Below are 25,088 nucleotides of genomic sequence, written 5' to 3'. Positions count from 1 at the left end.
CATGACGTGGGTCGCCGCGGTCGCGCGGTTGCGGGCACGCCGGGAGCCCGGCGTGCTGGTGACCGTCGCGACCGTGCGCGGCCACGCCCCGCGCGACGCCGGTGCCAAACTCGTCGTCGGACACACGGGGACGTGGGGCTCGATCGGCGGCGGCAACGTCGAGGCGGTGGCGATCGACCGGGCCCGGGAGATGATCACCGCGGCCAGGACGGAACCGGAGCTGCTCGACTTCGCCCTCAACGACAAGGTGACCAACGAGCACGGCGTGCAGTGCTGCGGCGGCACCGTCTCCGTCCTGCTCGAACCGCTGCCGGTGGTCCGGGCGGTGGCGGTCTTCGGCGTCGGCCACGTGGGTCTCGAACTGGCGCGCATCCTGGCCCGCCAGGACCTCGACCTCCACCTCGTCGACAACCGCGCCGACATGCTCACCGAGGAGCGCCTGGCCGTGCTCGCGGACGCGGTGGCGCAGGTGCACACGCACCACACGCCCCTGCTGCCCGAGGAAGTGCTCGCACGGCTGCCGCGCGGCACGCACGTCCTGATCATGACGCACGACCACGCCGAGGACGCCGCCCTGTGCGACGCGGCACTGCGCACGGACCACCTGGGGTCCATCGGCCTGATCGGCTCGGCCGCCAAGTGGGCGCGGTTCCGCAAGCGCCTGGCCACCGAGGGCGGCCACGAGGAAGCCGTCATCGACCGGATCAAGACACCGATCGGGCTGTCCGGCATCACCGGCAAGGAGCCCGCGACCATAGCCGTCAGCGTCGCGGCCGACCTGCTGCGCACCTTCGAGGCCGAGGGGGACTGACGGCCTCCCGGGCCGCCCCGGGTCTTTGTGCGAACCTACGACGCGGCGGTCGCAGCCTGCTCGTAGTTCATGTTTTCGGACCCTGGCCGGGCGTCGCCGACGGCCTGTCTACTGCTCCTACGCGTCCTCCCCCCGCGCAGTACACCGGCCCGCACGCCGTCCTCCCGCACGCCGCATGCCCAAGAAGGAGCACGCATGACGACCGACACCCTCGAGACCGGCATCCGCGAGTTCGAGCGCGCCTGGATGGAGAAGGCCATCGAACTGGCCACCACCAGCGTCCAGAACGGCGGCGGCCCCTTCGGCGCCCTCATCGCCAAGGGCGGCGAGATCGTCGCCCTCGGCAACAACCAGGTCACCGCCGGTCTCGACCCCACCGCACACGCCGAGGTCAGCGCCATCCGCGCCGCCTGCCGGACACTGGGCTCCTTCAGCCTGGAGGGCTGCACCCTCGTCACGTCCTGCGAGCCCTGCCCGATGTGCCTCTCCTCGGCCCTGTGGGCCCGGGTGGACCGCCTGGTCTTCTCCGCCGACCGCCACGACGCCGCCGTGGCCGGCTTCGACGACCGCAAGTTCTACGACCTGTTCGAGAAGCGGCCCCAGGCGAACTGGCCGATGACCGTGGAGCACCTCGACCTGCCCCACCGCACCCAGCCGTTCGACGCCTGGATCGCCAAGTCCGACCGCGTCGACTACTGAGAACGAGCCTCCCCGCGGTACGTCCTGCCCCGTCCGTGCGCCCTGCCACCGTGGCGCCCGCGGCGGGGCGGTCCCGTTGCCGGACGCCCTGCGCGGCAAGGCCCGGCGGGCGTCACCAGATGACGACCCCGCCCCCGGTGGCCTGCGCGCGCTCGGCGACCTCCACGATGGTCCTCAGACGGTCGTCGATCGCGGACCGGTGCTCCGCCACCGTCCGCACGGGTTCCGTGTTCGCCACGATCTCCTCCAGCTTCTCCCGGAGCAGGAGGCACTCGCCCAGGAGCGCGGGCACCTGGCCGGGCGGCACCTCCAGGTCCCGCTCGGCGAGGACCGGGAGAAGGACGGCCCCGAGCGAAGACACCACCGGCGACCCCCACACGCGGGTGCGCCAGCTTTCGAAGCCGGCGGACTCGTAGGCGTCGTCCGGCGCGTCGAGCACCTGTCTCCTTCCGTCCGCGTCCATCACGAAGACGTGCACCGCAAGGCTCATGCGCCGAGTGGAGCACACGGCCGGCAGGCGGTCCACGGCATATCCGGGGCGCCGCCCCTGTGGCGCGCGGACGGGGCGGAGGCGATGCGCGCGAGGATGGAGGACGTGCCGAACCGACTTGCGCAGGCCACCTCCCCGTACCTCCTCCAGCACGCGGACAATCCCGTCGACTGGTGGCCCCGGGAGGCCGACGCGTTCGAGGAGGCCCGGCGGCGCGACGTCCCGGTCCTGCTGAGCGTCGGCTGCAGCGCCTGCCGCTGGTGCCAGTGGCTGAACACAATCCGGTAGCTCAGACCTGGGACGCTTCCAAGGAGTATCAGTGCGGACGCGTACGACGAGCGGCTCAGCGAGGACATCGACGCCTGGATCCGAGATCAACTGGCGGCGACTCGTCAACCACGGCGGCCAGCCGGCCGCACGGTGCCGGTTCGGCGATGGGACTGCGTTCCGGCGCCGCCCACCGGCTCGGTACGCCAGTGGGGTTCGCCCGCTCTCGGTGTCCGGAACCGGTCCGGACGGGTCTCAAGTCGGGTCTCAGGTCGACTCCGTCGCCCACGACGCCGACAGGCGGCGTGCCCCGACTCGGTGTCGTGGGCGCGCCGCCTGCCGGCGAAGCGCTCGGGATCAGTCCTCGACGGCTTGGTAGAGGGTGGTCCAGAAGTCGTGGATGAGGTGCATGGAGTTGGGGTTGGAGGCGCCGGTCTGGGTGAGGAGGAGGCCGGTGAGGCCGGTGTGGGGGTCGGCGTAGGTGGCTGTGCCGCTGCCGCCGTCCCAGCCGAACTGGCCGACGGGGGCGTAGTCGGCGCGGTATGTGCGTACCGCCATCCCGAATCCCCAGCCTCCGTGCTGGCCCTGGCCGTGCGAGACGTGCACGTTCGCGGTGGCCATGGCGGTCCGCTCGGCGGTCTGCTCGCGGGTGAGGCGGTTGGTGGTCATCAGCTCCACCGCCGCCCGCGACAGGATGCGTCGGCCGTCGTGGGTTCCGCCGTTGAGGAGCATCTGGAAGTAGGCGTGGTAGTCATCGGCGGTCGAGACCAGGCCACCGCCACCGCTCTGGAACTCCGGCGGCGCACTCCACCTTCCGCCCTCTGCCTCGTCCCAGACATGGAACTCGCCCGTCTCCGGGTCCGGCGCGTACAGGGCGGGAAGGCGGTGGATCTTGTCGGCGGGGACGTGGAAGCCGGTGTCGTCCATGCCCAGGGGCGCGAAGACCCGCTCGCGCAGGAACTCCTCGTAGGACGTGCCCGTGACGCGGGCGACCAGGACTCCGATCACGTCGTTGCTGACCTGGTACTGCCAGCGCTCGCCCGGCTGCCGCATCAACGGGAGCTCGCCCAGGCGGCGCATCCACTCGTCCGGCGCGGGCATCGGCTCGGGCCCGTTCGGGGTGAGGCCTCTTTCGAACAGCGCGGCGAAGATCGGGGTCCCGACGGCGGTCATGTCCATCCCGATCCCGAAGGTCGAGGTCAACAAGTCCCGCACCGTGATCGGCCGATGCGCCGGAACCGTCTCGTCCAGCGGACCGTCGATCCGTTCGAGGACCCGCCGGTCGGCGAGTTCAGGGAGCCACCGGTCGACCGGTTCGTCCAGCCGCAGTCGGCACTCGTCGACGAGGACCATCGCACCAGCCATCGCCACCGGCTTCGACGTCGACGCCATACGGAAGATCGTGTCCCGACGCATCGGCCCGCCGCCGTCATGCCGCATCGTGCCCAGGGCCTCGACGTGCGTCTCCCCCTCGCGACTGACGAGTGCGACGACACCGGGGATCTTCTTCGCCTCCACATGGCTCTCAAGGACGTCGTGGAGACGACGCAGCCCCTTGTCGGTGAAACCGCGCTTGCTGCCGTTCCTCATGAAATTCCTTACGCTCAACGGAATGTGACCGGCCGTCGCCTGGTGTGCGGACAGCGGGACGCGGCCGCGCCCGAGGCGCGCACCCCGGCGCTTCCGGCCCACTGCCCGCGCTCGTCGTACACCCGCCTCCGGCCCGCCGAAGTCGGCGTCGACGAACGCCTGGGCCGCTGCCTGGAGGCAGGGCCGGGCGGCCCTGCGGAAGTCGTCGGTCCCTGCCGGTGGGGCTGCCGCCGCAGTCGGTTCAGCCTGTCCCCGTCGCGCGGCGTCATCAACGGCGAAGCCCGCAAGGCTGTGTTGCCCGCCAGGGCAACGATCCGCGTTGTGTCGGCGCGTCGTCGAGCGTTAGGTTCTCGTTCGAACGGGCGGCTGGAGGGGCGATGGAACTGCGGGACATCGAGATCTTCCTGACCCTCGCGGAAGAGCTGCACTTCGGCCGGACCGCCGAGCGACTGCACATCACGCCTTCCCGGGTCAGTCACGTCATCAAGAAGCAGGAGCGCCGCTTCGGCGCCCCGCTGTTCGCCCGCACCTCACGCACCGTGCGCCTCACCCCGCTCGGTGAAGAACTCCGCGACGAACTGCTACCCGCCCGGCACCTCATCCTCCGCGCCCTGGAGCGCGCCACCGCCCACGGCCGCGGAACGACGGGCGAGCTGCGCGCCGGCTACACCGCACCCTGGTGCGCCGAACTGCTGCTGCGGGCCGCCGCCGCCTTCCGCAGCCAGTACCCGGGCTGGACCGTGCAGACCCGGGAGGTCTCCTTCAACGATCCCCACGGACCGCTGCTCCGGGGCGAACTCCATACACAGATCGCCGAGCTCCCGGTGGTCGAGCCCGGCATCACCGTCGGCCCGGTGCTGCTCCGTGAACCCAGGGCGCTGATGCTGCCCGTCGATCACCCTCTGGCTGCCGGCCCGACCGCATCCCTGGAAGACCTCGCCGAAGTACCCCTGCTCAGGATCGACAACATCCGCGCGCGGCCCGTCGTAGACGTGCACTTCCCCCAGCGCACACCGATGGGGCGCCCCATCCCGCGCGGGCCGTCCTGCGCGTCCTGGCACGAGATCCCGGTGCTGGTCGCCGCCGGCCTCGGCGCGTCGATCGTGGCGGCGCGCGCCGCCGAGTACCACGCCCGGCCCGGCGTCGCCTTCGTCCCCCTGCGGGACGGCCCGACCCTGGACTACGGCGTCCTGCTGCCCGCCGACGGCTCAGAATCCCCGGTACGGGCCTTCGTCGGCCTCCTCCACACCCTCACCGACACCGCACCCGCCTAGGGCGTGTCCGCAAAGTCGCTCACCTGCCGGTGCTGTCCACTCGCGCCTGGTCCAACTCCCAGACGCGCACGAACGTGCAGGTCAAAGCCGTTCGTGGGCGGCAGCGACCAGCGCTTCGCCTGTTCGCCACCCGATCAGGTGCACGGGCGTCCTGCGGCAATCCGCGCAGGCAGACGCAGCACGCATCGCTGGGCGCCGAGCCGACGGGCGCTCGGCCAAGGGGCGACCAGTGCCGCGACCGACACGGTCCGGGCCTCCGCCAGCAGCGCGTGGCCCTCCGGCGCGAAGCGCCGATGCTGAACCGCCGGGGCCCGGTGACGTGAGAGGGTGGATCGCATGAACCGGCTGGCTGGTGTGACCTCGCCTTATCTGCTTCAGCACGCTGACAACCCGGTCGACTGGTGGCCCTGGGGCCCCGACGCGTTCGAGGAGGCCCGGCGGCGCGACGTCCCGGTCCTGCTGAGCGTCGGCTACAGCGCCTGCCACTGGTGCCACGTCATGGCGCACGAGTCCTTCGAGGACGGCCCCACCGCCGAGTACCTCAACGCGCACTTCGTGAGCGTCAAGGTCGACCGCGAGGAGCGCCCCGACGTCGACGCCGTCTACATGGAGGCCGTGCAGGCGGCCACCGGGCAGGGCGGCTGGCCCATGACCGTGTTCCTCACCCCGGACGCCGAGCCCTTCTACTTCGGCACCTACTTCCCGCCCGAGCCCCGGCACGGCATGCCCTCCTTCCGCCAGGTGCTCCAGGGCGTCCAGCAGGCCTGGTCGGAGCGGCGCGAGGAGGTGAGCGAGGTCGCCGGGAAGATCGTCCGGGACCTCGCCGGGCGGGAGATCTCCTACGGCGACGCCCAGGCGCCCGGCGAGGAGCAGCTCGGGCAGGCGCTGCTCGGCCTGACCCGGGAGTACGACGCGCGGCGCGGCGGGTTCGGCGGGGCGCCGAAGTTCCCGCCGTCCATGGTGATCGAGTTCCTGCTGCGCCACCACGCCCGCACCGGCGCCGAGGGCGCGCTCCAGATGGCGCGGGACACCTGTGAACGCATGGCCCGCGGCGGCATCTACGACCAGTTGGGCGGCGGCTTCGCCCGCTACTCCGTGGACCGCGAGTGGATCGTGCCCCACTTCGAGAAGATGCTCTACGACAACGCCCTGCTGTGCCGCGTCTACACCCACCTCTGGCGTGCCACCGGCTCGGACCTCGCGCGCCGGGTCGCCCTGGAGACCGCCGACTTCATGGTGCGGGAACTGCGCACCCCGGAGGGCGGGTTCGCCTCCGCACTGGACGCCGACAGCGACGACGGCACGGGCCGGCACGTCGAGGGCGCCTACTACGTGTGGACGCCCGCCCAGCTCACCGAGGTCCTCGGCGCCGAGGACGCGGAACTGGCGGCGCGGTACTTCGGGGTGACCGAGGAGGGCACCTTCGAGCACGGAGCCTCGGTGCTGCAACTCCCGCAGCAGGAGGGCGTGTTCGACGCGGACCGGATCGCGTCGGTCAGGCAGCGGCTGCTGGCCGCCCGGGAGGGCCGCCCCGCGCCCGGCCGGGACGACAAGGTGGTCGCCGCGTGGAACGGCCTGGCCGTCGCCGCGCTCGCCGAGACCGGCGCCTGCTTCGAGCGTCCCGACCTGGTCGAGGCCGCCGTGGCCGCCGCCGACCTGCTGGTCCGCGTGCACCTCGACGAGCAGGTCCGGCTCACCCGCACCAGCAGGGACGGCCGGCCGGGGGCCAACGCCGGGGTGCTGGAGGACTACGCCGACGTGGCCGAGGGCTTCCTCGCACTGGCGTCGGTGACGGGGGAGGGCGTCTGGCTGGACTTCGCCGGGTTCCTGCTCGACCACGTCCTCACCCGCTTCACGGACGAGTCCGGCTCGCTGTACGACACCGCGGCCGACGCCGAGCGGCTGATCCGCCGCCCGCAGGACCCCACCGACAACGCCACCCCGTCGGGCTGGAGCGCCGCCGCGGCCGCCCTGCTGGCCTACGCCGCCCACACCGGCTCCGCCCCGCACCGCACCGCCGCCGAGCACGCCCTCGGCGTGGTGAAGGCGCTCGGCCCGCGCGTCCCGCGCTTCGTCGGCTGGGGCCTGGCCGCCGCGGAGGCGCTGCTCGACGGCCCGCGCGAAGTCGCCGTCGTCGCACCGGCGCCCGCCGACCCCGCCGCCCGCGGCCTGCACCGCACGGCGCTGCTGTCCACGGCGCCCGGCGCGGTCGTGGCCTTCGGCACCGAGGGCGGCGACGAGTTCCCGCTGCTCGCCGGACGGCCCCTGGTGAACGGGGCGGCGGCCGCCTACGTCTGCCGGAACTTCACCTGCGACGCGCCGGCCACCGACCCGGAGCGGCTGCGCGCCGCGCTGGGCGACTGAGCCGCCCACGGTCGTCGGCGGGGCGCCGGACCGCTCAGGTGCCGTGGGTGCTCCGGCTCACGGCGCGCTCCACGATCGCCTCCAACTGCTCGTGGTGCGCGCCCCGCCAGTAGGCGCGGCCGCACGCGGTGCACTGGGCGAAGACGTCGTACGAGCGCTGCGTCCCGCCCTTGAGCTGCTCGGCCACCTCGTCCTTGGTGGCCGACCGCAGCAGTCCGTTGCAGGCGGTGCACCGGGTCCAGGGGTGCAGGTCGGGGCGGAAGCGGTCCAGGACCTCCTGGAGCTGTTCGTCGGGGCGGGTGCTGTAGACGTAGGCGCCGGCCCACAGCTCCCGGCGGCGCAGCAGGCCCCGGTCGCGGCTGAGCATGACCCGCTTCTCGGCCGCCGACAGCGCGGCGAGCGCCGGGTCGCCGAGGTCCGTCGACTCGTACGCCGTGTCCACGCCGAGCAGCCGCAGCCGGCGGGCCAGGGTGCCCAGGTGCACGTCGAGCACGAACCGCAGGGGAGCGCCGGGGACGCGCTGGGGGTGCCCGACGGGCCGTACGCGCACCGACTCGCCGCCCGCCGGGACGTGCCCGGGCGGGACCTCGGCGCCGTCGACGAGCAGGGCGCCGACCTCGGTGAGCGGAACGCCGAGGGACTCGACGAGGTGGCCGAGGGTGGAGACGCCGTCGGTGGCCGTGCGGACGGGTTCGCCGGAGCGGGCGCGTGGCACGAACAGGTGCAGCTCGGGGGCGAACTCGACGTGGATCTCGGGACCGTTCACGCGGTCAGGATGCCACGGGGCGGCGCCGGGCCCCGCCCCTTTTCCCGCGGGGGACGGGCGCCTAGTAGGCGACCAGCGAGATGCCCACGTAGTGCGCGACGAAGGCGGCCAGCGTGAAGGAGTGGAAGACCTCGTGGAAGCCGAACCAGCGCGGTGACGGGTTGGGGCGCTTGAGGCCGTAGATCACGCCCCCCGCGCTGTAGAGCACACCGCCGACGATCACCAGGACCAGCACGGCGATGCCGCCGGCCCGCATGAACTCCGGCAGGTAGAACACGGCCGCCCAGCCCATGGCGAGGTAGCAGGGGGTGTAGAGCCAGCGCGGGGCGCCGACCCAGAAGACCCGGAAGACGATGCCGGCCGCGGCGGCGGCCCAGATGCCCCACAGCAGCCACTCGCCCTTGGCGCCGGGCAGCAGCAGCATCGTGAGCGGTGTGTAGGTGCCCGCGATGATCAGGAAGATGTTGGCGTGGTCGAGGCGGCGCAGGACGCCGTCCATACGGGGGCTCCAGTTGCCCCGGTGGTAGAGCGCGCTGACGCCGAACAGCAGGCACGCCGTGAGCACGTAGACGCCGCAGGCTATGCGGGCCTCGGGCGACTCGGCGAGGGCGGTGAGCACCAGACCGGCGATCAGGACGGCCGGGAACATGCCCAGGTGCAGCCAGCCGCGCAGCTTGGGCTTCACCGGGTGCGGGAGGGAGAGCGCGACAGGGCCGCGGCCGGCGGCCGGCAAGTCCCTGGGCGCGTCGGGGACGGACGCAGTCATGGGCGCATCGTACCTACGGTTGCGTAAGTTACGCGTCAGTACGGGTGCCTGCCGTCCGGCGAGTGGTCATCGTCTCACGGGGTGTCCGGCGGCGCACCCCCGGTTCGGGCACGTGGTGATGGTCACGCCGCTCAAGTGTGATGCCCTCTGGACAGATGGGCACTCGCGTCGGATGATCAAATGAGTGCGGTCGACACCGGATGAGCGCCCACGAGGCACACGTCACGCGTCCGGGTCGCAGCCCCCACGGGGCCTCCAACAAAAAACCCCTCATTTAGGAGCAATCGTGGCGCGCGACATCGCGGCTCCCCCCGTCCCCACCCACCACCAGGAACTGATCTCGTGGGTCAACGAGATCGCCGAACTGACCCAGCCGGACTCCGTGGTCTGGTGCGACGGATCCGAGGCCGAGTACGAGCGCCTGTGCGGGGAGCTCGTGGAGAAGGGCACCTTCCGCAAACTCGACCCGGTCAAGCGCCCCAACTCCTACTACGCGGCCTCCGACCCCTCCGACGTCGCCCGCGTCGAGGACCGGACCTTCATCTGCTCCGCGAAGGAGGAGGACGCCGGCCCGACCAACCACTGGAAGGACCCCGCCGAGATGCGGGAGATCTTCACCGGTGAGCAGGGTCTGTTCCGCGGTGCGATGCGCGGCCGGACCATGTACGTCGTGCCCTTCTGCATGGGCCCCCTCGGCTCCCCGCTCTCCGCGCTCGGCGTCGAGATCACCGACTCCGCCTACGTCGCCGCCTCCATGCGCACCATGACCCGCATGGGGCAGCCCGTCCTGGACGAACTGGGCGACGAGGGCTTCTTCGTCAAGGCCGTGCACTCCGTCGGCGCCCCGCTGGAGCCCGGCCAGGCGGACGTCCCCTGGCCCTGCAGCGGCACCAAGTACATCTCGCACTTCCCCGAGGACCGCGAGATCTGGTCCTACGGCTCCGGCTACGGCGGCAACGCCCTGCTCGGCAAGAAGTGCTACGCCCTGCGCATCGCCTCCGTCATGGCCCGCGACGAGGGCTGGCTCGCCGAGCACATGCTGGTGCTGAAGCTGACGCCGCCCACCGGCGAGCCCAAGTACGTCGCCGCCGCCTTCCCCTCGGCCTGCGGCAAGACCAACCTCGCCATGCTGGAGCCCACGATCTCCGGCTGGACCGTGGAGACCATCGGCGACGACATCGCCTGGATGCGCTTCGGCGAGGACGGCCGCCTGTACGCCATCAACCCCGAGGCCGGGTTCTTCGGCGTCGCGCCCGGCACCGGTGAGCACACCAACGCCAACGCGATGAAGACGCTGTGGGGCAACTCCGTCTTCACCAACGTAGCCCTCACCGACGACGGCGACGTGTGGTGGGAGGGTATGACCGAGGAGGTCCCGGCCCACCTGACCGACTGGAAGGGCAACGACTGGACGCCCGAGTCCGGCACGCCCGCCGCGCACCCCAACGCCCGCTTCACCACGCCCGCCGCGCAGTGCCCGATCATCGCGCCGGAGTGGGAGGACCCCAGGGGCGTGCCGATCTCGGCGATCCTCTTCGGCGGGCGCCGCGCCACCGCCGTACCGCTGGTCACCGAGTCCTTCGACTGGAACCACGGCGTCTTCCTCGGCGCCAACGTGGCCTCCGAGAAGACCGCCGCCGCCGAGGGCAAGGTCGGCGAGCTGCGCCGCGACCCCTTCGCCATGCTGCCGTTCTGCGGCTACAACATGGGCGACTACATGGGGCACTGGATCGACGTGGCCAAGGACAAGGACCAGTCCAAGCTGCCCAAGATCTACTACGTCAACTGGTTCCGCAAGGACGACGACGGCCGGTTCGTGTGGCCCGGCTTCGGCGAGAACGGCCGCGTCCTGAAGTGGATCGTGGAGCGCCTGGAGGGCAGGGCGGAGGGCGTCGAGACCCCGATCGGCGTGCTGCCGACCAAGGAGTCCCTGGACACCGACGGCCTCGACCTCGCCGACGCCGACCTGGAGTTCCTGCTCAGCGTCGACAAGGAGGTCTGGCGCGAGGAGGCGGCACTCGTCCCCGAGCACCTGAACACCTTCGGCGACCACACGCCCACCGAGCTGTGGGACCAGTACCGGGCCCTGGTGCAGCGCCTGGGCTGAGCACCGACACCGCCAAGCTCCGTGGCCGGTCCGACTAGCCCTGACCCGCGAAGTCGTCACGAAGGCCGGTCACGAGAGGGGAGACCCCTCCGCCCCAGTAGCTCGATGTCCCCGGGGCCCGGAGGGGCCTCCCCGGCACGGGCCGGGTCCCGCACAACGGCGTGCGGGGGCCCGGCCCGTTCGTGTGACCGCCCTGCCCACGGGTACCCGGTGGTGCCGCGTGGTGCTGCTGTTCGTCATCTGACCCCCTCCGTGCCGACGGCCGGCAGCGGGCCGGCGGCGTCGTGGCGACCCCGGCCGAGGGCGGCGTGGTGCGTGGCTCCCGGCCCGCGCGTCGCTGCGGGTGCGCGCGGGCCGGGGCCGTCGGGGGAGCCCGGAGGCTCAGCGGGACGCGAGTTCGCGCGGCTCCAGGGCCGCCGAGTGCGCGTCCATGCGCTCGGCGGTCAGGATGGCGGCCGCCGTGTCGGCGCGGGAGGCCGCGACGACCAGGGCGCGGGCCGCCAGCTTGTGCGCCCGCCGGTGCAGGGCCGCGGGGCACGGCTTCGGGTCGGCGGGGGCCACCTGCAGCCGGACCGGCGGCTTGCCTCCCCGCAGCCGGGCCACCTGCTCGGCGAGCCGGTCGGCGGCGGTGTCCAGACCGGTGCCGGGTTCCAGCGCGTGCAGCTCGTCCGTGACCGCGAGCAGGGCCGCGAGGTGGCCCGCGAGCTGGATGTCCAGCTCCTCGTCCCGCGACCGGTGGGGGAAGTCCGTGGTGCCGTCGGCCATCGTGCTGTGGACCGACTTGCTGCGGATCGGCTCGTACATGGGATGGCCTCCTGTTGCTTCAGGAAGTCATCCTACATTAGATCCAATCTAAAGTTGACGCCGTTCGGGGCATACGGCCGGAGTCCGGAGTCCCGGTGGGGCGGGGATCAGGGCTGGCCGTACCCGTCCAGGAAGTTCCCGATCCGGCCCACCGCCTCGCGCAGGTCCGCGGCCGTCGGCAGGGTCACCACCCGGAAGTGGTCGGGCTCGGGCCAGTTGAAGCCGGTGCCCTGGACGACCATGATCTTCTCCTGGCGCAGCAGGTCCAGGACCATCCGCCGGTCGTCCTTGATCTTGAACACCTTGGGGTCGAGCCGCGGGAAGAGGTACAGCGCGCCCTTGGGCTTCACGCAGGTCACGCCCGGGATGGCGGTCAGTGCCTCGTGGGCGGCGTCCCGCTGCTCGCGCAGCCGCCCGCCGGGCAGCACCAGCTCGTTGATGGTCTGCCGCCCGCTGAGCGCCGCGACCACTCCGTGCTGCCCCGGCATGTTGGCGCACAGCCGCATGTTCGCCAGGATCGTCAGGCCCTCGATGTAGGACTCGGCGTGGGCGCGCGGCCCGGAGATCGACATCCAGCCGACGCGGTAGCCCGCCACCCGGTACGCCTTCGACATGCCGTTGAAGGTGAGGGTGAGCAGGTCGGGGGCGATCGCGGCGGTCGGGGTGTGGGTGGCGTCGTCGTAGAGGATCTTGTCGTAGATCTCGTCGGAGCAGACCAGCAGGTTGTGCCGGCGGGCGATGTCCGTCAGTCCGCGCAGCATCGCGTCGTCGTAGACGGCGCCCGTCGGGTTGTTCGGGTTGATGATCACCAGCGCCTTGGTGCGGTCGGTGATCTTCCGCTCGACGTCGGCGAGGTCGGGCATCCAGTCGGACTGCTCGTCGCAGCGGTAGTGCACCGCCGTGCCGCCGGAGAGCGAGACGGCGGCCGTCCACAGGGGGTAGTCCGGGGCCGGGACGAGCACCTCGTCGCCGTCGTCGAGCAGGCCCTGCATCGCCATCACGATCAGCTCGGAGACGCCGTTGCCGATGAAGACGTGCTCGACGTCCGTCTCGATGCCGAGGGTCTGGTTGTGCATGACGACCGCCCGGCGTGCCGCCAGTAGGCCCTTCGCGTCGCCGTAGCCGTGTGCCGTGGAGACGTTGCGGAGGATGTCCTCCAGGATCTCCGGCGGGCACTCGAAGCCGAACGCGGCCGGGTTGCCCGTGTTCAGCTTCAGGATGCGGTGTCCGGCCGCTTCCAGCCGCATCGCCTCCTCGAGCACCGGGCCCCGGATCTCGTAACAGACGTTGGCGAGCTTGGTCGACTGGATCACCTGCATGTCCGCGAGCTTACGACCCGGTTACGACCCATGGGCCGTGTTTTCCACCACGCGGGACGCGCGCGTCCGGGTGGTCGCCACCGCCTCCGGGCGTGCCCCGGGGGCCGGATCGCGCCAACTCGCGGCCGGTTACCGGCCCTTGTCCGCACCCCTCTCCGTCATGAAAATGCTCATGACAATACGGTGCCGTCCGGACGACCTCCGGCCGGTGCCCTCCATAGAGGGGACCCCCACATGAACAAGCCTCTCCTTGCCGCGCTCGCCACCCTGGCCGTCACCGGGGTCGGCGTGGCACCGGCGGCCGCGTCACCCGCGTCACCCGCGTCACCCGCGGCCCCGGCCGCCCGCGCCGTCTCCTTCGCCGGGACCGTCGCGCTCAGCAACTGCTCCGGCTCGGTCGTCCGCCTGCCCGCCTCCGCGGACGACGACCCGGCGCTGGTCATGTCCAACGGCCACTGTCTGGAGACCGGCTTCCCGGCGGCCGGCGAGGTCGTCGTCGACCAGCCCTCCAGCCGCACCTTCGGGCTGCTCAACGCCTCCGGCACCCGCGTCGCCACCCTGCGGGCCGTCAAGATCGCCTACGCGACCATGACCGACACGGACGTCTCGCTCTACCAGCTCGGCAGCACGTACGCCCAGATCCGCGGCTCCTACGGCATCAGCCCGCTCACCCTCAACGACACCCGCCCCGCGGCGGGTACCGCGATCACCGTCGTCTCCGGCTACTGGAAGCGCACCTACGCCTGCAACGTCGATGGGTTCGCCTACCGCCTGAAGGAGGGGGAGTGGACCTGGAAGGACTCGGTCCGCTACACCTCCGCCTGCCAGACCATCGGCGGCACCTCCGGATCGCCCGTCGTCGACAACGCCACCGGCAAGGTCGTCGCCGTCAACAACACGGGCAACGAGGACGGCGGACGCTGCACCGACAACAACCCCTGCGAGGTCGCCGAGGACGGCACCGTGACGGTCCGCGAGGGCATCAACTACGCCCAGCAGACCTACGGGATCCCCGCCTGCTTCGGCCCCGGCAACAAGCTCGACCTCTCACGCGGCGGCTGCGCCCTGCCCAAGCCGTAGGCCGGCGCGCGGGGCCGGTCCGGCGGGCCGTGCCGGCCCGGCCCCCGGCTCAGCGCGGGACCCGGCGCACCGACCGCCCGGCCAGCACGTCGGTGCGCCGCCCGTCCTCCATCACGAACCGCCCGTCCACCAGCACGTACGGGATGCCCGTCGGCAGCACCCGCGGCTCCTCGAAGGTGCTGCCCGCCGCGACCGTCGCCGGGTCGAAGAGCACCAGGTCGGCCCGGTACCCCTCGCGCACCAGACCCCGGTCCGGCAGCCGCAGCCGGGCCGCCGGGCGCGAGGTCAGGTGGGCGACGCACTCCTCCAGCGGGAGCACGCCCAGCTCGCGCACGTAGTGCCCGAGGTAGTGCGGGAAGGTGCCGTAGGCCCGCGGGTGCGGCTTGGCCCCCTGGAGGATGCCGTCCGAGCCGCCGGTGTGCACCCGGTGCCGCATGATCGCGCGGACGTTCTCCTCGTGGCCGACGTGCTGGAGGATGGTCGGCGCCAGCCGGTCGGCCAGCAGCAGGTGCCGGGCGACCGTCCACGGGCTCTCGCCGCGCAGCCGCGCCGACTCCAGCACCGTACGGCCCACGTAGGGGGCGAGCGCCGGGTCGCCCGTGCCGGAGATCTCGATCGTCTCCCACTCCATGGGCACCCCGTGGGAGCCGTCGGAGCCGATCTCCTCCATGTGGTGGCGGATCCGCTCGGCGGTCTCGTCGTCCGCCAGCCGCTCCAGGATCCGCTCCGGGCCGCCCTCGCTCGCCCAGCTCGGCAGCAGCGCCACGAGGGTGGTGCAGCCGGGGGTGTACGGGTAGGTGTCGAGCGTGATGTCGGCACCGCCGGCGAGTGCGTCGTCAAGCAGGGTCAGCAGCTCGGGGGCCCGGCCCTTGTTGACGCCGAAGTTCATCGTGGCGTGGGCGAGGTGGAGGGCGCAGTCCGCCTCACGGGTCAGCTCCACCATCTCCTCGTACGCCCGGAGCGCCCCGGCGCCGTAGGAGCGGTGGTGCGGGCAGTAGTAGCCGCCGTACGACGCCACCACCCGGCACAGCTCGGTCAGCTCGGCGTCCTTGGCGTACATGCCGGGCGTGTACGTCAGCCCCGACGACATGCCGACCGCGCCCTGCTCCAGGCCCTCGGCGACCAGGCGCCGCATGTGCTCCAGCTCCGCCCCGGTCGCCTCCCGGTCGTCCCAGCCGACGGCGAGGGCGCGCACCGTGCCCTGCGGGATCAGGTACGCGGCGTTCACGGCGATGCCGCGGTCGAGCCGGTCCAGGTACTCGCCGACCGACCGCCAGTCGAAGTCGACGTCGTCACCGGGGCCGTTCCACCCGGCGATCGCCCGGCGCACCTCGCCGAGGGTGCGGTCGTCGACCGGCGCGTACGACAGCCCGTCCTGGCCGATCACCTCCAGGGTGACGCCCTGCGCGGCCTTGGCGCTGTGGTCCGGGTCCCGCAGCAGCGCCAGGTCGCTGTGGGCGTGCATGTCGATGAAACCGGGGGACAGGACCAGCCCCTCGGCGTCCAGTTCCCGGCGCGCCCGGGGGCGCTGGCAGCCGGCGGCCGCCGCCTCCTTGACGATCGAGACGATCCGGCCGCGGTCGACCACCACGTCGGCGCGGTAGGAGTCGCCGCCGGAACCGTCCACGACGTCGGCGTCCCGGATGACCAGCTCTTCCATGCTGACTCCTCCTGGCTTCTAGAAGAACGTGCGGATGTAGTCGACGACCGTTCCGTCCGCCTCGGCGACCGGGATGAGCTGCCACTTGTCGAAGGACGTGCACGGGTGGGACAGCCCCAGGCCCAGCCAGTCCCCGACCTCCAGCTCCGCCTGCGGGGCGGTGCGCAGCCAGGCGTGCTGGTCGGACAGGGCGCTCACCGTGATGCCGGTCGCGGGGCGCTCGGGGCCGCCGCCGGCCGGGCGCACGGCCTGGGCGAAGGGCAGGTCGAGGTCGTACGCCGCGTCCCGCTTGCCCGCGTTGGCGAAGGCCTGCTCGGGGGAGGGGCGGGAGACCACCTGGGCCCACAGCCGGAACGCGGGCTCCAGGGCGCCCTCGGAGGGCACGCGGTTGAAGGGGGTCACCTCCCGGTAGTGCCCGTCGTCGTGGGAGACGTACGCACCCGAGCGCAGCAGCTTGAGGACGGGCCGGGTCAGTTCGGGCACCTCGGCGAAGACGTCGGCCACCGCGTCGAACCAGGCGCTGCCGCCCGCGCTCAGCACGATCTCCGCCAGGCCCTCGAACCGCCCGGCCGCGTCGAAGCCGGCCGCCAGCGCGACCAGCCTGCGCAGCCACGCGCGCACGCGCTCGGGGTCGGCGTCCGGCACCTCGCCCTCGTACCCGGCGACCCCCGCCAGCCGCAGCGTCCGCGTCCCGGCCACCGCGTCGGCGACCGCGGCGCACTCCGCCTCCGTGCGCGCCCCGGTCCGGGCGCCCTCACCGGCGCCCAGCTCGACCACGACGTCCACCGGGCGGCCGGCGCCCGCCGCGGTCAGCGCCGCGTCCATCAGCTCGACGCCGCGCACCGAGTCGACGTAGCAGACGAAGCGGAACTCCGGGTCGGTGTCCAGCTCCGCCGCGAGCCGGCGCAGGGCGGCGGCGTCGACCAGCTCGTTGGCCAGGAAGATCCGCCCGATGCCGAAGGCCCGCGCCACCCACACCTGGTGCGGCACCGCGAGGGTGATGCCCCAGGCGCCGTGCTCGATCTGGCGGTGGAAGAGCTGGGGCGCCATGGAGGTCTTGCCGTGCGGCGCGAAGGCGAGGCCGTGCCGGGCGGAGTACGCCTCCATGAGCTCCAGGTTGTGCGCCAGGCGCTCGGCGGACAGCGCGAGGACGGGGGTGGCGAAGCCGTCGGTGAAGAGGTTGCGGCGCTGTCCGGCCAGCTCGGCGAGGGTGAGGCCGTAAGCGTCCGGGGGGAGGCCCTTGAAGCGGTGGTCGACGCGCTCCCGTGCCAGCTCGGCGAGGGCTTCGCGGCCGCTCACGGGGCCGTTGTCGAGGGCCATGGAGCCTCCCTGATCCATTGCGTTGCAAATCTTGCAACAGGCGTTGCGTATATCGCTTACTGCTGTCTAACATCTCGGCGAACGCGGGGTCAACGGAGCCGCCGCCCGCGAGACGCGAAGAGGAGCCAGGACCATCGTGACCGTCGACGGACCCCGCAGCACCGCCCCCGACGTCGTGGACGTCGTCGCGCTCGGCGAGTCCATGGTCACCTTCCTCCCCTCCGTACCCGGCCGCCTCGCCGACGTCCCCTCCTTCGAACGGGCCATCGGCGGCGCCGAGTCCAACGTGGCCTGCGTCCTCGCCGGCGCCGGGCACGCCGTCCGCTGGGTCGGCCGGGTCGGCGCCGACGGCTTCGGCGACCACCTCGTCGAGGCGATCGGCGCCCACGGCGTCGACGTCTCCGCCGTCCGCCGCGACCCCGCCCGCCCCACCGGCATCTACTTCCGCACCGCGGGCGACCGGGCCACCGACGCCCACGAGGTCGCCTACTACCGGGCGGGCTCCGCCGCCTCCGCGATGTCCACCGGCACCATGGACCTCGACGCCGTCCGCTCCGGCCGCGTCCTGCACCTGTCCGGCATCACCCCCGCGCTCTCCGCCGACTGCCTCGGTCTCGTGCGCGAACTGACCGCCCGCCGCCCCGGCCGCCCCCTCGTCTCCTTCGACGTCAACCACCGTCCCGGCCTGTGGCGCGACGCCGGTCACGGCCACGGCCCCGAGGTGCTCCTCGACCTGGCCCGCGGCGCCGACCTCGTCTTCGTCGGCGACGACGAGGCGCGGGACGCCTGGGGACTCACCGGACCCGAGGCCGTCCGCGCGGCGCTGCCCGAACCGGAGGTGCTCGTTGTCAAGCAGGGCGCGACCGGCGCCACCGCCTTCCACGGGGACCAGGTCACCTCCGTCCCCGCCCTGCACGTCGACGTCGTCGCCGCCGTGGGCGCGGGCGACGCCTTCGCCGCCGGGTTCCTCTCCGCCACCCTGCGCGAGAAGCCCGTACGCGAGCGGCTGCGCCACGGCCACCTCATGGCCGCCGCCGCCCTCACCGTCCCCGGCGACCTCGCCGCACCCCCCGCCCGCGGCCACGCCGACCGCCTGGCCGCCCTGGACGACACCGCGTGGGGGAGACTGCGACTCGGCCCCGGCTGGACACAGGCCGACGCGAGGGCCGAGGAGGAGGTACGCACCCCATGAGCCAGACCGTCGACCGCGCGCTCAGCATCCTGCCGCTGCTCGCCGAGGGCCCCGCCGACCTGGGCCGGGTCGCCGACCGCCTCGGCGTGCACAAGTCGACCGCCCTGCGCCTGCTGCGCACCCTCCACGACCACGGCTTCGTCTACCGCCAGGCCGACCAGCGCTACCGCCTCGGCGCCCGGCTCATCTCCCTCGCCCAGGAGGCGATGGAGAACCTCGACGTCCGCGAGATCGCCCACCCCCACCTCGTCCGCCTCAACGAGCAGGTCGGCCACACCGTCCACCTCGCCGTCCACGAGGAGGACGAGGTCCTCTACATCGACAAGGTCGAGAGCCGCTACCCGGTCCGCATGTACTCCCGGATCGGCAAGCCCGTCGCCATCACGGTGGCGGCCGTCGCCAAGCTCCTGCTCGCCGACCTCCCCGAGAACGAGCGCCGTGCCGTGGCCGAGCAGCTCGACTACCCCATGTACACGGCCCGTTCGACACCCAACGCCGACGGGTTCCTCAAGGAACTCGCCAAGGTGCGCGAACAGGGCTGGGCCACCGACCTCGGTGGCCACGAGGAGTCCATCAACTGCGTCGCCGCGCCCATCCGGGGCGCCGACGGCCGGGTGGTCGCCGCCATGTCGGTCTCCGCGCCGAACGTCGTCGTCACCGCCGAGGAACTCCTCACCCTGCTCCCGCTGGTGCGCCGTACGGCGGACGCCATCAGCGGCGAGTACTCCGGCAGGACCCCAGTCAAGGAAGTCACCGCATGACCGACAAGATCGCTCTCACCCCCGCGACCCACACCGTCCCCCCGGCGAAGTTCAGCCACGGCGTGAAGAAGGGCAACATCCTCCAGGTCGCCGGCCAGGTCGGCTTCCTCCCCCACGAGGAGGGCAAGGCCCCCACCCCGGCCGGCCCGACCCTGCGCGAGCAGACCCTCCAGACCCTCGCCAACGTCAAGGCGATCCTGGAGGAGGGCGGCGCCTCCTGGGACGACGTGATGATGATCCGCGTCTACCTCACGGACGTCGACCACTTCGCCGAGATGAACGAGATCTACAACACCTACTTCGAGGAGCAGGGCCTCACCCAGCCGCCCGCCGCCCGCACGACCGTGTACGTCGGTCTGCCCGCCGGCCTCCTCATCGAGATCGACGCGCTGGCCGTCCTCGGCTGACCGTCCCCTCCCGCCTGTCTGAACCGCTTGTGAACGGCACGGCGCCCCCCACCCCACGGGGCGCCCTGCCGTGCTCCGCCCTGCCCGAAAGCTCCATGTACTTATCCAGAGGACCCCCGTATGTCCTACCCGTCCCTCCAGCTCGCCGCCGCCTCCGAGACCCCACCGCACACCGGCGGCCTGCTCACCCTGATCGACGGCACGGCCGGCCTGCTGACCGTCGCCGCCATCGGCATCGCGCTCCTGCTCTTCCTCATCATCAAGGTGCGGCTGCAGCCCTTCGTCGCGCTGCTCGCCGTCTCCATAGCCGTCGGCCTGCTCGCCGGCCTGTCGGTCACCGAACTCTTCGGCACGGTCCAGAAGTCCGACGCGGTCTCGACCATCGAGTCCGGCATGGGCGGCATCCTCGGCCACGTCGCCATCATCATCGGCCTGGGCACCATGCTCGGCGCGATCCTCGAAGTCAGCGGCGGCGCACAGGTGCTGGCCTCGCGGCTGCTCGGCCTCTTCGGGGAGAAGCGCGCCCCGCTCGCCATGGGCCTCACCGGCCTGATCTTCGGCATCCCGGTCTTCTTCGACGTGGGCATCTTCGTCCTCGCGCCCATCGTCTACGCCGCCGCCAAGCGCTCCGGCAAGTCGATCCTGCTGTACTGCCTGCCGCTGCTGGCCGGCCTGTCGATGACCCACGCCTTCCTGCCGCCGCACCCCGGCCCGGTGGCCGCCGCCGGACTGCTGAACGTCAAGCTCGGCTGGATCATCCTCATGGGCATCGTCTGCGGCATCCCCGCCGTCCTCGCCGCCTGGGCGTTCTCCGCGTGGATCGGCCGCCGCATCTTCGTGCCCGTGCCGCAGGACATGGTCGAGGCCGCCGAGGAGGCCAAGCAGGCCGTCGTCGAGGAGCAGCGCAAGGCCGGCGTCGCGCCCACCGAGAGCCCCGTCGCGCTCGGCACGGTCCTCGGCATCATCGGCACCCCGCTGGTGCTGATCCTCGCCGCGACCTTCTCCTCCATCGCCCTGGACCCGTCCACCCTCCGCTCGGTGATCGAGTTCTTCGGCAACCCCTTCGTCGCCCTGACCATCGCCCTGTTCCTCGCCTACTACCTGCTCGGCATCCGGCGCGGCTGGTCCCGCAAGTCGCTGGAGACCGTCTCGACGGCCTCGCTGAAGCCGGTCGGCAACATCCTGCTGGTGGTCGGCGCCGGCGGTGTCTTCGGCGCCGTCCTCAAGGCCAGCGGCGTCGCCCAGGCCCTCTCCGACACCTTCAACGACGTCGGCCTGCCGGTGATCGTCCTGTCCTACCTGATCTCCGTGGTGCTGCGGGTCGCCCAGGGCTCGGCGACGGTGGCCATCGTGACGACGGCGGGCATCGTGGCGCCGCTGCTGTCCGAGGGCGACCACTCGCAGGCGTTCGTGGCCCTGGTCATCATGGCCATCTCGGCGGGCTCCATCTTCGCCTCGCACGTCAACGACGGCGGTTTCTGGATGGTCGCCAAGTACTTCGGCATCAGCGAGCGGGACACGCTCAAGACGTGGACCGTCCTGGAGAGCGTGCTGTCGGTCGCCGGGTTCGTGGTGGCGGCGGTCGTGAGCCTGTTCGTGTAGACGGCTCGCGCAGGCGGCTTGTGCAGGCGGCTTGTGTAGGCGTCTGATAACGAAGTCGGGGCTGGCTGTGCCCGGCACAGGATCGTCGACCATACTGCCCGCGTGGAGCAGCGCAGAGGATCGACGAGCCAGCCCCTGGAAGGCGCCGGATTCGACCCGGCCTTCATCCCCGGGCTCACCGCACCCGTGTCCGGTGGGCCGGAGGACGTGAAACGCGACGAGGACCGGGCGGACAAGGACGCCGCCGCGGAGACCGAGGAGCCCTCGGCGTCCCCGGCGGAGGAACCGTCCGCCGGGGACACCCCGGCCGACGCGGATGCCACGGCCGACGCGGACGCCGCGGAACCGGAGGACGAGGCCCCCGTGGACGGCCCGGTCTTCGAGGCGTCCGACCGCCGCGCCCGGATCGTCGCCGACCACAAGGGCGTACGCCTCTCCCTCGACGACCAGAGCTGCGACTTCCGCTGGGACGAGGTCGGCGCCGTCGAGACGGAGACCGGCCGCTTCGGCAAGCGGTTCACGGTGACGGTGCACACGTCGGACCGCCGGTGGTACCCGATCGAGATCGAGGCCACCTCGCGCAGCCGCTTCCCGGAGTGGGAGTCGGCCCTGGACAAGGTCCTCGACGCGTACTTCGAGGACGGCGAGACCGGGAGCACGGACGAAACGGAACCGGCGAAGCCCGAGAAGCCCGAGAAGCCCGAGAAGCCCGAGAAGGCCGGGAGCGACGCGCAGGGCGCGAAGGACGCCGAGGAGGAGGCCAACGCCCGCGCGGAGTAGGCGTATCGGGTTAGGCGCATCGGGTGAAGATCGGTGCACGCCCTCTTGTGACACCGGCGGCCATGGGCTTTCTTGACCCCCATGGCGGACACCACGGGCAACACCTCAGACGCAGGCGTCACGGGCGGTGCCGACACGGCCCCCCGCAAGTCCAGTTGGCGCCACATCGGTCCCGGCATCGTCGTCGCGGCGACCGGTGTGGGCGCCGGCGACCTCGTGGCCACCCTCATCGCGGGCAGCAACTTCGGCTACACCCTGCTGTGGGCCGCGGTGATCGGCTGCCTCGTGAAGATCTCCCTCGCCGAGGCGTGCGGCCGCTGGCACCTCGCCACCGGCCGCACGCTCTTCGACGGCTGGGCCGCCCTCGGCTCCTGGACCACGTGGTTCTTCGCGGTCTACGCCGTGATCTGGGGCTTCGTCTACGGTGCCGCGGCGATGTCGTCCAGCGCCCTGCCGCTGCAGGCCCTCTTTCCGGACGTGATGGGCCTGGAATGGTGGGGCATCGCGTGCGGTCTGGTGGGACTGGTCTTCGTCTGGTTCAACAAGTACAACGTCTTCGAGAAGGTCATGACGGTCCTGGTGGGCGTCATGTTCGTCGTGACCGTCTACCTGGCGGTCCGCGTCACGCCCAACCTGGGCGACGCCTTCGCGGGCCTGCTCCCGGTCCTCCCCGACGAGAAGGACTCGGTCCTCAACACCCTCGGCCTGATCGGCGGCGTGGGCGGCACCATCACGCTGGCCGCGTACGGCTACTGGGTCAACGCCAAGGGCTGGACCAGCACCGGATGGATGAAGGTCATGCGCCTGGACAACCGGGTCGCCTACGCCACGACCGGCGTCTTCGTGATCGCCATGCTCGTCGTCGGCGCCGAGCTGCTGCACTCGGCGAACATCGCCATCGCGAGCGGCGACAAGGGCCTGATCCAGCTCGGCGGCATCCTGGAGCAGGAGTACGGCACGGCCACCGGCAAGCTCTTCCTGATCGGCTTCTTCGCCACCTCCTTCACCTCCCTGATCGGCGTCTGGCACGGCGTGAGCCTGATGTTCGCCGACTTCCTGGCCCGCCGGCGCGGTGAACGCGAGGCGAGGGCCGACGAGTTGGCCTCCGGCCGCCGTGAGCGCTCCTGGGCCTTCCGCGCCTACCTGCTGTGGCTCACCTTCCCGCCCATCATCCTGCTCTTCCAGGACGAGCCCTTCCGCCTGATCATCATCTACGGCGTCCTGGGTGCCGCCTTCATGCCCTTCCTCGCCCTCACCCTGATGTGGCTCCTCAACTCCTCCCGCACCCCGCGCGAGTGGCGCAACGGCAGCCTCAGCAACGGCATGCTGACCGTCGCGGGGCTGCTGTTCCTGGTCCTGTGCGTGAAGCAGATCTGGGACCAGCCGTGGGGGGAGTTCTTCTAGCCCCGGGCGTGCCCGAACGGGCAGCGACGAACGGACGGAAGGGCAGCGGCCGGCGAACATGCCCTGCCCGAACCGCTCTGGCCCGGAGCCTTCCGGTGCGGTAGCAAAAAGAGGTACGTTCCGGGTCCCGAGAGGAATCCCATTGCGCGCGCAGGACCTGCCCGAAGCACTCGGCAAGGAAACCCGCAAGAGTGCACCGGCAGGCGGCAGACCGGCGATCGGGCGTCCGGAGCCGCAGTCCGGCCACCTGACCGCTCCTGCCGTCCTGGCCCTTCAGCGCGCGGTCGGGAACACCGCGGCGACCCGTGTGGTCGAGGAATCGAGGCACCGGCACGGTGCCGGACGCGGTCACGGCCGCACGGGCGCGGACGCCGCGGCTTCCGGCACCCCCACGGTCCAGCGAGCGCCCGGCCCCGGGGCGGAGAGGCCGAAGGAGCAGGCGGAGCCGACCGAGTGGTTCAACGCGACCACCGGAAAGTGGGAGGGCGGGCAGCCCGACGCGGAGACGATGCGCCCCGCCCACGGTGGGGAACGCCACCTCCTGAAGCCGAAGCTCGAGGCCGAGTTCGCCGCCAAGCGGTATGCCGGCGTCGACCAGGTCCCCGTGTACAAGGTCCGCACGTACCGCAGGACGAAGGGCCCGGGCACGAACCGCCGCTCTCCCGAGCTGCGCATGCTGGACCGGCTGGGACGCCTCGGAATGAGTCAGATCCGACGGGACGGCACGCCGCACCTGGCGACCTCCGTCATGCCGGACGGCCGGCTGGGCATGGCCGGCAACACCGGCCGGCACCACGTCACCGAGGAAGAGCGGGACAACGTCAACGGGGAACTCGCGGACGTGCAGAACGAGGACATAGGCGCCTACGGCAAGAGGCGGATGGACAAGGACCTCAACAAGGTCCGGGCGATGCAGGCCGGCGACTACTTCGCGGGCAACTACAACAGGCCGCAACTGGGCGCCGTGTCCCATGCCCTGAAGAACCCCGACTGGAGCGGCTCCCGCGTCGGGGACGACAACGGCGGCAGGACCGGCTCGCAGCACGCCGAGATGACACTGCTCGGTCAGCACATCGCCCACTGGAAGGCCAATCCGCGCAAGCCCGAGGACGGAACGAAGACCGTGGACATGGGCGGCGTCAAGCTGGCCTGCGCGGCCTGCCAGTGGGCCTTCGAGGCCGCGAACCGCTTCATCGGCAGCAAGTACCACTACAAAGTGGTCGCCTCGGGCGCCCACGGCATGCTCTTCCGCAACTGGATCATGCCGAAGTGGCTGGCCGACCATGCCCAGGCCCGCGCCTACGTGGAGGGCAGGATCAAGGCCGAGGCCCCCGGCGCCAGGTTCTACAAGGGCTTCGACGGCAACCTCGTGCTGAACCTTCCGAAGGACTACAGGACTGCGGAAGCCGACCAGGAGCCGGAGGAATCCGAGTCCGAGTGGGAGCGGATCTAGCTCCGAGTCCGCGGCACCGCGCCCACCGCGGAGGGCGCCCTGCCCGTCGCGTCCCGGCCTTCGTCAGCGCGGCGAAGGCCGGAGGTCCCTTCTCGTACGCGGTACGGGTGAACGGGCCGGTCGCCCGCCTCATGGCCGGTGGTCCGTCTTCTACGTTCGGTGACGGCATATG

At 72.0% G+C, this 25,088-nt stretch carries 21 protein-coding genes and 1 pseudogene; 14 read left to right on the top strand and 8 right to left on the bottom strand.

All coding sequences use genetic code 11. The annotated features are described in order from the left end of the window. Window position 1: 1 nt before the first annotated feature. Together xdhC and IG88_RS0121785 are read left to right on the top strand one after the other, a co-directional pair. Window positions 2-811: a xanthine dehydrogenase accessory protein XdhC gene (gene xdhC, locus IG88_RS0121790; RefSeq protein ID WP_031043712.1), complete on the top strand. Its 810-nt coding sequence runs from the start codon at window positions 2-4 to the stop codon at window positions 809-811. A 195-nt stretch (window positions 812-1,006) separates the two neighbouring features. Then, entirely contained in the window at window positions 1,007-1,510 is a 504-nt protein-coding gene (locus IG88_RS0121785; RefSeq protein WP_031043709.1) for a nucleoside deaminase, read from the top strand. A 112-nt stretch (window positions 1,511-1,622) separates the two neighbouring features. On the opposite strand, the gene IG88_RS0121780 is transcribed toward IG88_RS0121785, so the two are convergent. Then, window positions 1,623-2,000, bottom strand: coding sequence for a hypothetical protein (locus IG88_RS0121780; protein ID WP_031043707.1), 378 nt, complete (start codon window positions 1,998-2,000; stop codon window positions 1,623-1,625). Window positions 2,001-2,105: 105 nt separating this feature from the next. Between IG88_RS0121780 and IG88_RS0121775 the strand changes: the two are divergent. After that, window positions 2,106-2,264 (top strand): annotated as a pseudogene (locus IG88_RS0121775) (DUF255 domain-containing protein); the annotation flags it as partial. Between the two features lie 360 nt (window positions 2,265-2,624). On the opposite strand, the gene IG88_RS0121770 reads toward IG88_RS0121775, so the two are convergent. Next, on the bottom strand, window positions 2,625-3,857 hold the full coding sequence (locus IG88_RS0121770; RefSeq protein WP_031043694.1) for a serine hydrolase domain-containing protein: 1,233 nt from the start codon (window positions 3,855-3,857) through the stop codon (window positions 2,625-2,627). Window positions 3,858-4,234: 377 nt separating this feature from the next. On the opposite strand from IG88_RS0121770, the gene IG88_RS0121765 reads away from it, so the two are divergent. Next, the gene (locus tag IG88_RS0121765) at window positions 4,235-5,131 is read left to right on the top strand and encodes a LysR family transcriptional regulator (RefSeq protein ID WP_031043693.1); all 897 of its coding nucleotides are present in this window, start codon (window positions 4,235-4,237) and stop codon (window positions 5,129-5,131) included. A 336-nt stretch (window positions 5,132-5,467) separates the two neighbouring features. After that, the gene (locus IG88_RS0121760) at window positions 5,468-7,495 is read left to right on the top strand and encodes a thioredoxin domain-containing protein (RefSeq protein WP_031043690.1); all 2,028 of its coding nucleotides are present in this window, start codon (window positions 5,468-5,470) and stop codon (window positions 7,493-7,495) included. Window positions 7,496-7,529: 34 nt separating this feature from the next. On the opposite strand, the gene IG88_RS0121755 is transcribed toward IG88_RS0121760, so the two are convergent. Together IG88_RS0121755 and trhA are read right to left on the bottom strand one after the other, a co-directional pair. After that, window positions 7,530-8,261, bottom strand: coding sequence for a Mut7-C RNAse domain-containing protein (locus tag IG88_RS0121755; RefSeq protein ID WP_031043687.1), 732 nt, complete (start codon window positions 8,259-8,261; stop codon window positions 7,530-7,532). 61 nt (window positions 8,262-8,322) lie between these two features. Next, on the bottom strand, window positions 8,323-9,027 hold the full coding sequence (trhA, locus tag IG88_RS0121750; RefSeq protein ID WP_031043685.1) for a PAQR family membrane homeostasis protein TrhA: 705 nt from the start codon (window positions 9,025-9,027) through the stop codon (window positions 8,323-8,325). 286 nt (window positions 9,028-9,313) lie between these two features. Here trhA and IG88_RS0121745 point away from each other — a divergent pair, with 286 nt between their 5' ends. Next, a complete protein-coding gene (locus IG88_RS0121745) occupies window positions 9,314-11,134 on the top strand; it encodes a phosphoenolpyruvate carboxykinase (GTP) (protein ID WP_031043684.1) in 1,821 nt (606 codons plus the stop codon). Between the two features lie 381 nt (window positions 11,135-11,515). Here IG88_RS0121745 and IG88_RS0121740 read toward each other — a convergent pair whose 3' ends face one another. Further along, window positions 11,516-11,938 (bottom strand): hypothetical protein, encoded by a 423-nt coding sequence (locus tag IG88_RS0121740; RefSeq protein ID WP_031043682.1) that lies wholly within the window; start codon window positions 11,936-11,938, stop codon window positions 11,516-11,518. Between the two features lie 107 nt (window positions 11,939-12,045). Then, a complete protein-coding gene (locus IG88_RS0121735; RefSeq protein ID WP_031043681.1) occupies window positions 12,046-13,257 on the bottom strand; it encodes a pyridoxal phosphate-dependent aminotransferase in 1,212 nt (403 codons plus the stop codon). Between the two features lie 234 nt (window positions 13,258-13,491). On the opposite strand from IG88_RS0121735, the gene IG88_RS0121725 reads away from it, so the two are divergent. Beyond that, window positions 13,492-14,337, top strand: a complete 846-nt coding sequence (locus IG88_RS0121725; RefSeq protein WP_031043679.1) for a S1 family peptidase — start codon at window positions 13,492-13,494, stop codon at window positions 14,335-14,337. A 49-nt stretch (window positions 14,338-14,386) separates the two neighbouring features. On the opposite strand, the gene IG88_RS0121720 is transcribed toward IG88_RS0121725, so the two are convergent. Together IG88_RS0121720 and IG88_RS0121715 are read right to left on the bottom strand one after the other, a co-directional pair. After that, the gene (locus IG88_RS0121720) at window positions 14,387-15,997 is read right to left on the bottom strand and encodes an N-acyl-D-amino-acid deacylase family protein (RefSeq protein WP_031043677.1); all 1,611 of its coding nucleotides are present in this window, start codon (window positions 15,995-15,997) and stop codon (window positions 14,387-14,389) included. Between the two features lie 18 nt (window positions 15,998-16,015). Then, window positions 16,016-17,317, bottom strand: coding sequence for an amino acid deaminase (locus IG88_RS0121715; protein ID WP_031043674.1), 1,302 nt, complete (start codon window positions 17,315-17,317; stop codon window positions 16,016-16,018). A gap of 136 nt (window positions 17,318-17,453) precedes the next feature. Here IG88_RS0121715 and IG88_RS0121710 point away from each other — a divergent pair, with 136 nt between their 5' ends. From IG88_RS0121710 to IG88_RS0121680, 7 genes are all read left to right on the top strand, one after another. Continuing rightward, on the top strand, window positions 17,454-18,509 hold the full coding sequence (locus IG88_RS0121710; protein ID WP_031043672.1) for a sugar kinase: 1,056 nt from the start codon (window positions 17,454-17,456) through the stop codon (window positions 18,507-18,509). Continuing rightward, a complete protein-coding gene (locus tag IG88_RS0121705; RefSeq protein WP_031043671.1) occupies window positions 18,506-19,270 on the top strand; it encodes an IclR family transcriptional regulator in 765 nt (254 codons plus the stop codon). The genes IG88_RS0121710 and IG88_RS0121705 overlap by 4 nt, the downstream gene beginning before the upstream one ends. Further along, window positions 19,267-19,677 (top strand): RidA family protein, encoded by a 411-nt coding sequence (locus IG88_RS0121700; RefSeq protein WP_031043668.1) that lies wholly within the window; start codon window positions 19,267-19,269, stop codon window positions 19,675-19,677. The genes IG88_RS0121705 and IG88_RS0121700 overlap by 4 nt, the downstream gene beginning before the upstream one ends. Before the next feature lie 120 nt (window positions 19,678-19,797). After that, window positions 19,798-21,279 carry a GntP family permease gene (locus tag IG88_RS0121695; protein WP_031043666.1) on the top strand — a complete coding sequence of 494 codons (1,482 nt, stop codon included), beginning with the start codon at window positions 19,798-19,800 and terminating at the stop codon, window positions 21,277-21,279. Window positions 21,280-21,381: 102 nt separating this feature from the next. After that, window positions 21,382-22,059 carry a hypothetical protein gene (locus IG88_RS0121690; RefSeq protein WP_031043664.1) on the top strand — a complete coding sequence of 226 codons (678 nt, stop codon included), beginning with the start codon at window positions 21,382-21,384 and terminating at the stop codon, window positions 22,057-22,059. 81 nt (window positions 22,060-22,140) lie between these two features. Continuing rightward, window positions 22,141-23,463 (top strand): Nramp family divalent metal transporter, encoded by a 1,323-nt coding sequence (locus IG88_RS0121685; RefSeq protein ID WP_031043659.1) that lies wholly within the window; start codon window positions 22,141-22,143, stop codon window positions 23,461-23,463. Window positions 23,464-23,605: 142 nt separating this feature from the next. Next, window positions 23,606-24,916 carry a hypothetical protein gene (locus tag IG88_RS0121680; protein WP_031043656.1) on the top strand — a complete coding sequence of 437 codons (1,311 nt, stop codon included), beginning with the start codon at window positions 23,606-23,608 and terminating at the stop codon, window positions 24,914-24,916. Window positions 24,917-25,088 lie beyond the last annotated feature (172 nt).

Origin of the sequence: Streptomyces sp. NRRL F-5650 (assembly GCF_000721365.1) — a bacterium.
Lineage (GTDB): Bacteria > Actinomycetota > Actinomycetes > Streptomycetales > Streptomycetaceae > Streptomyces > Streptomyces ardesiacus.
Note: the sequence above shows the minus strand (reverse complement) of the source record. Positions and strands in the feature narration are given on the sequence as shown.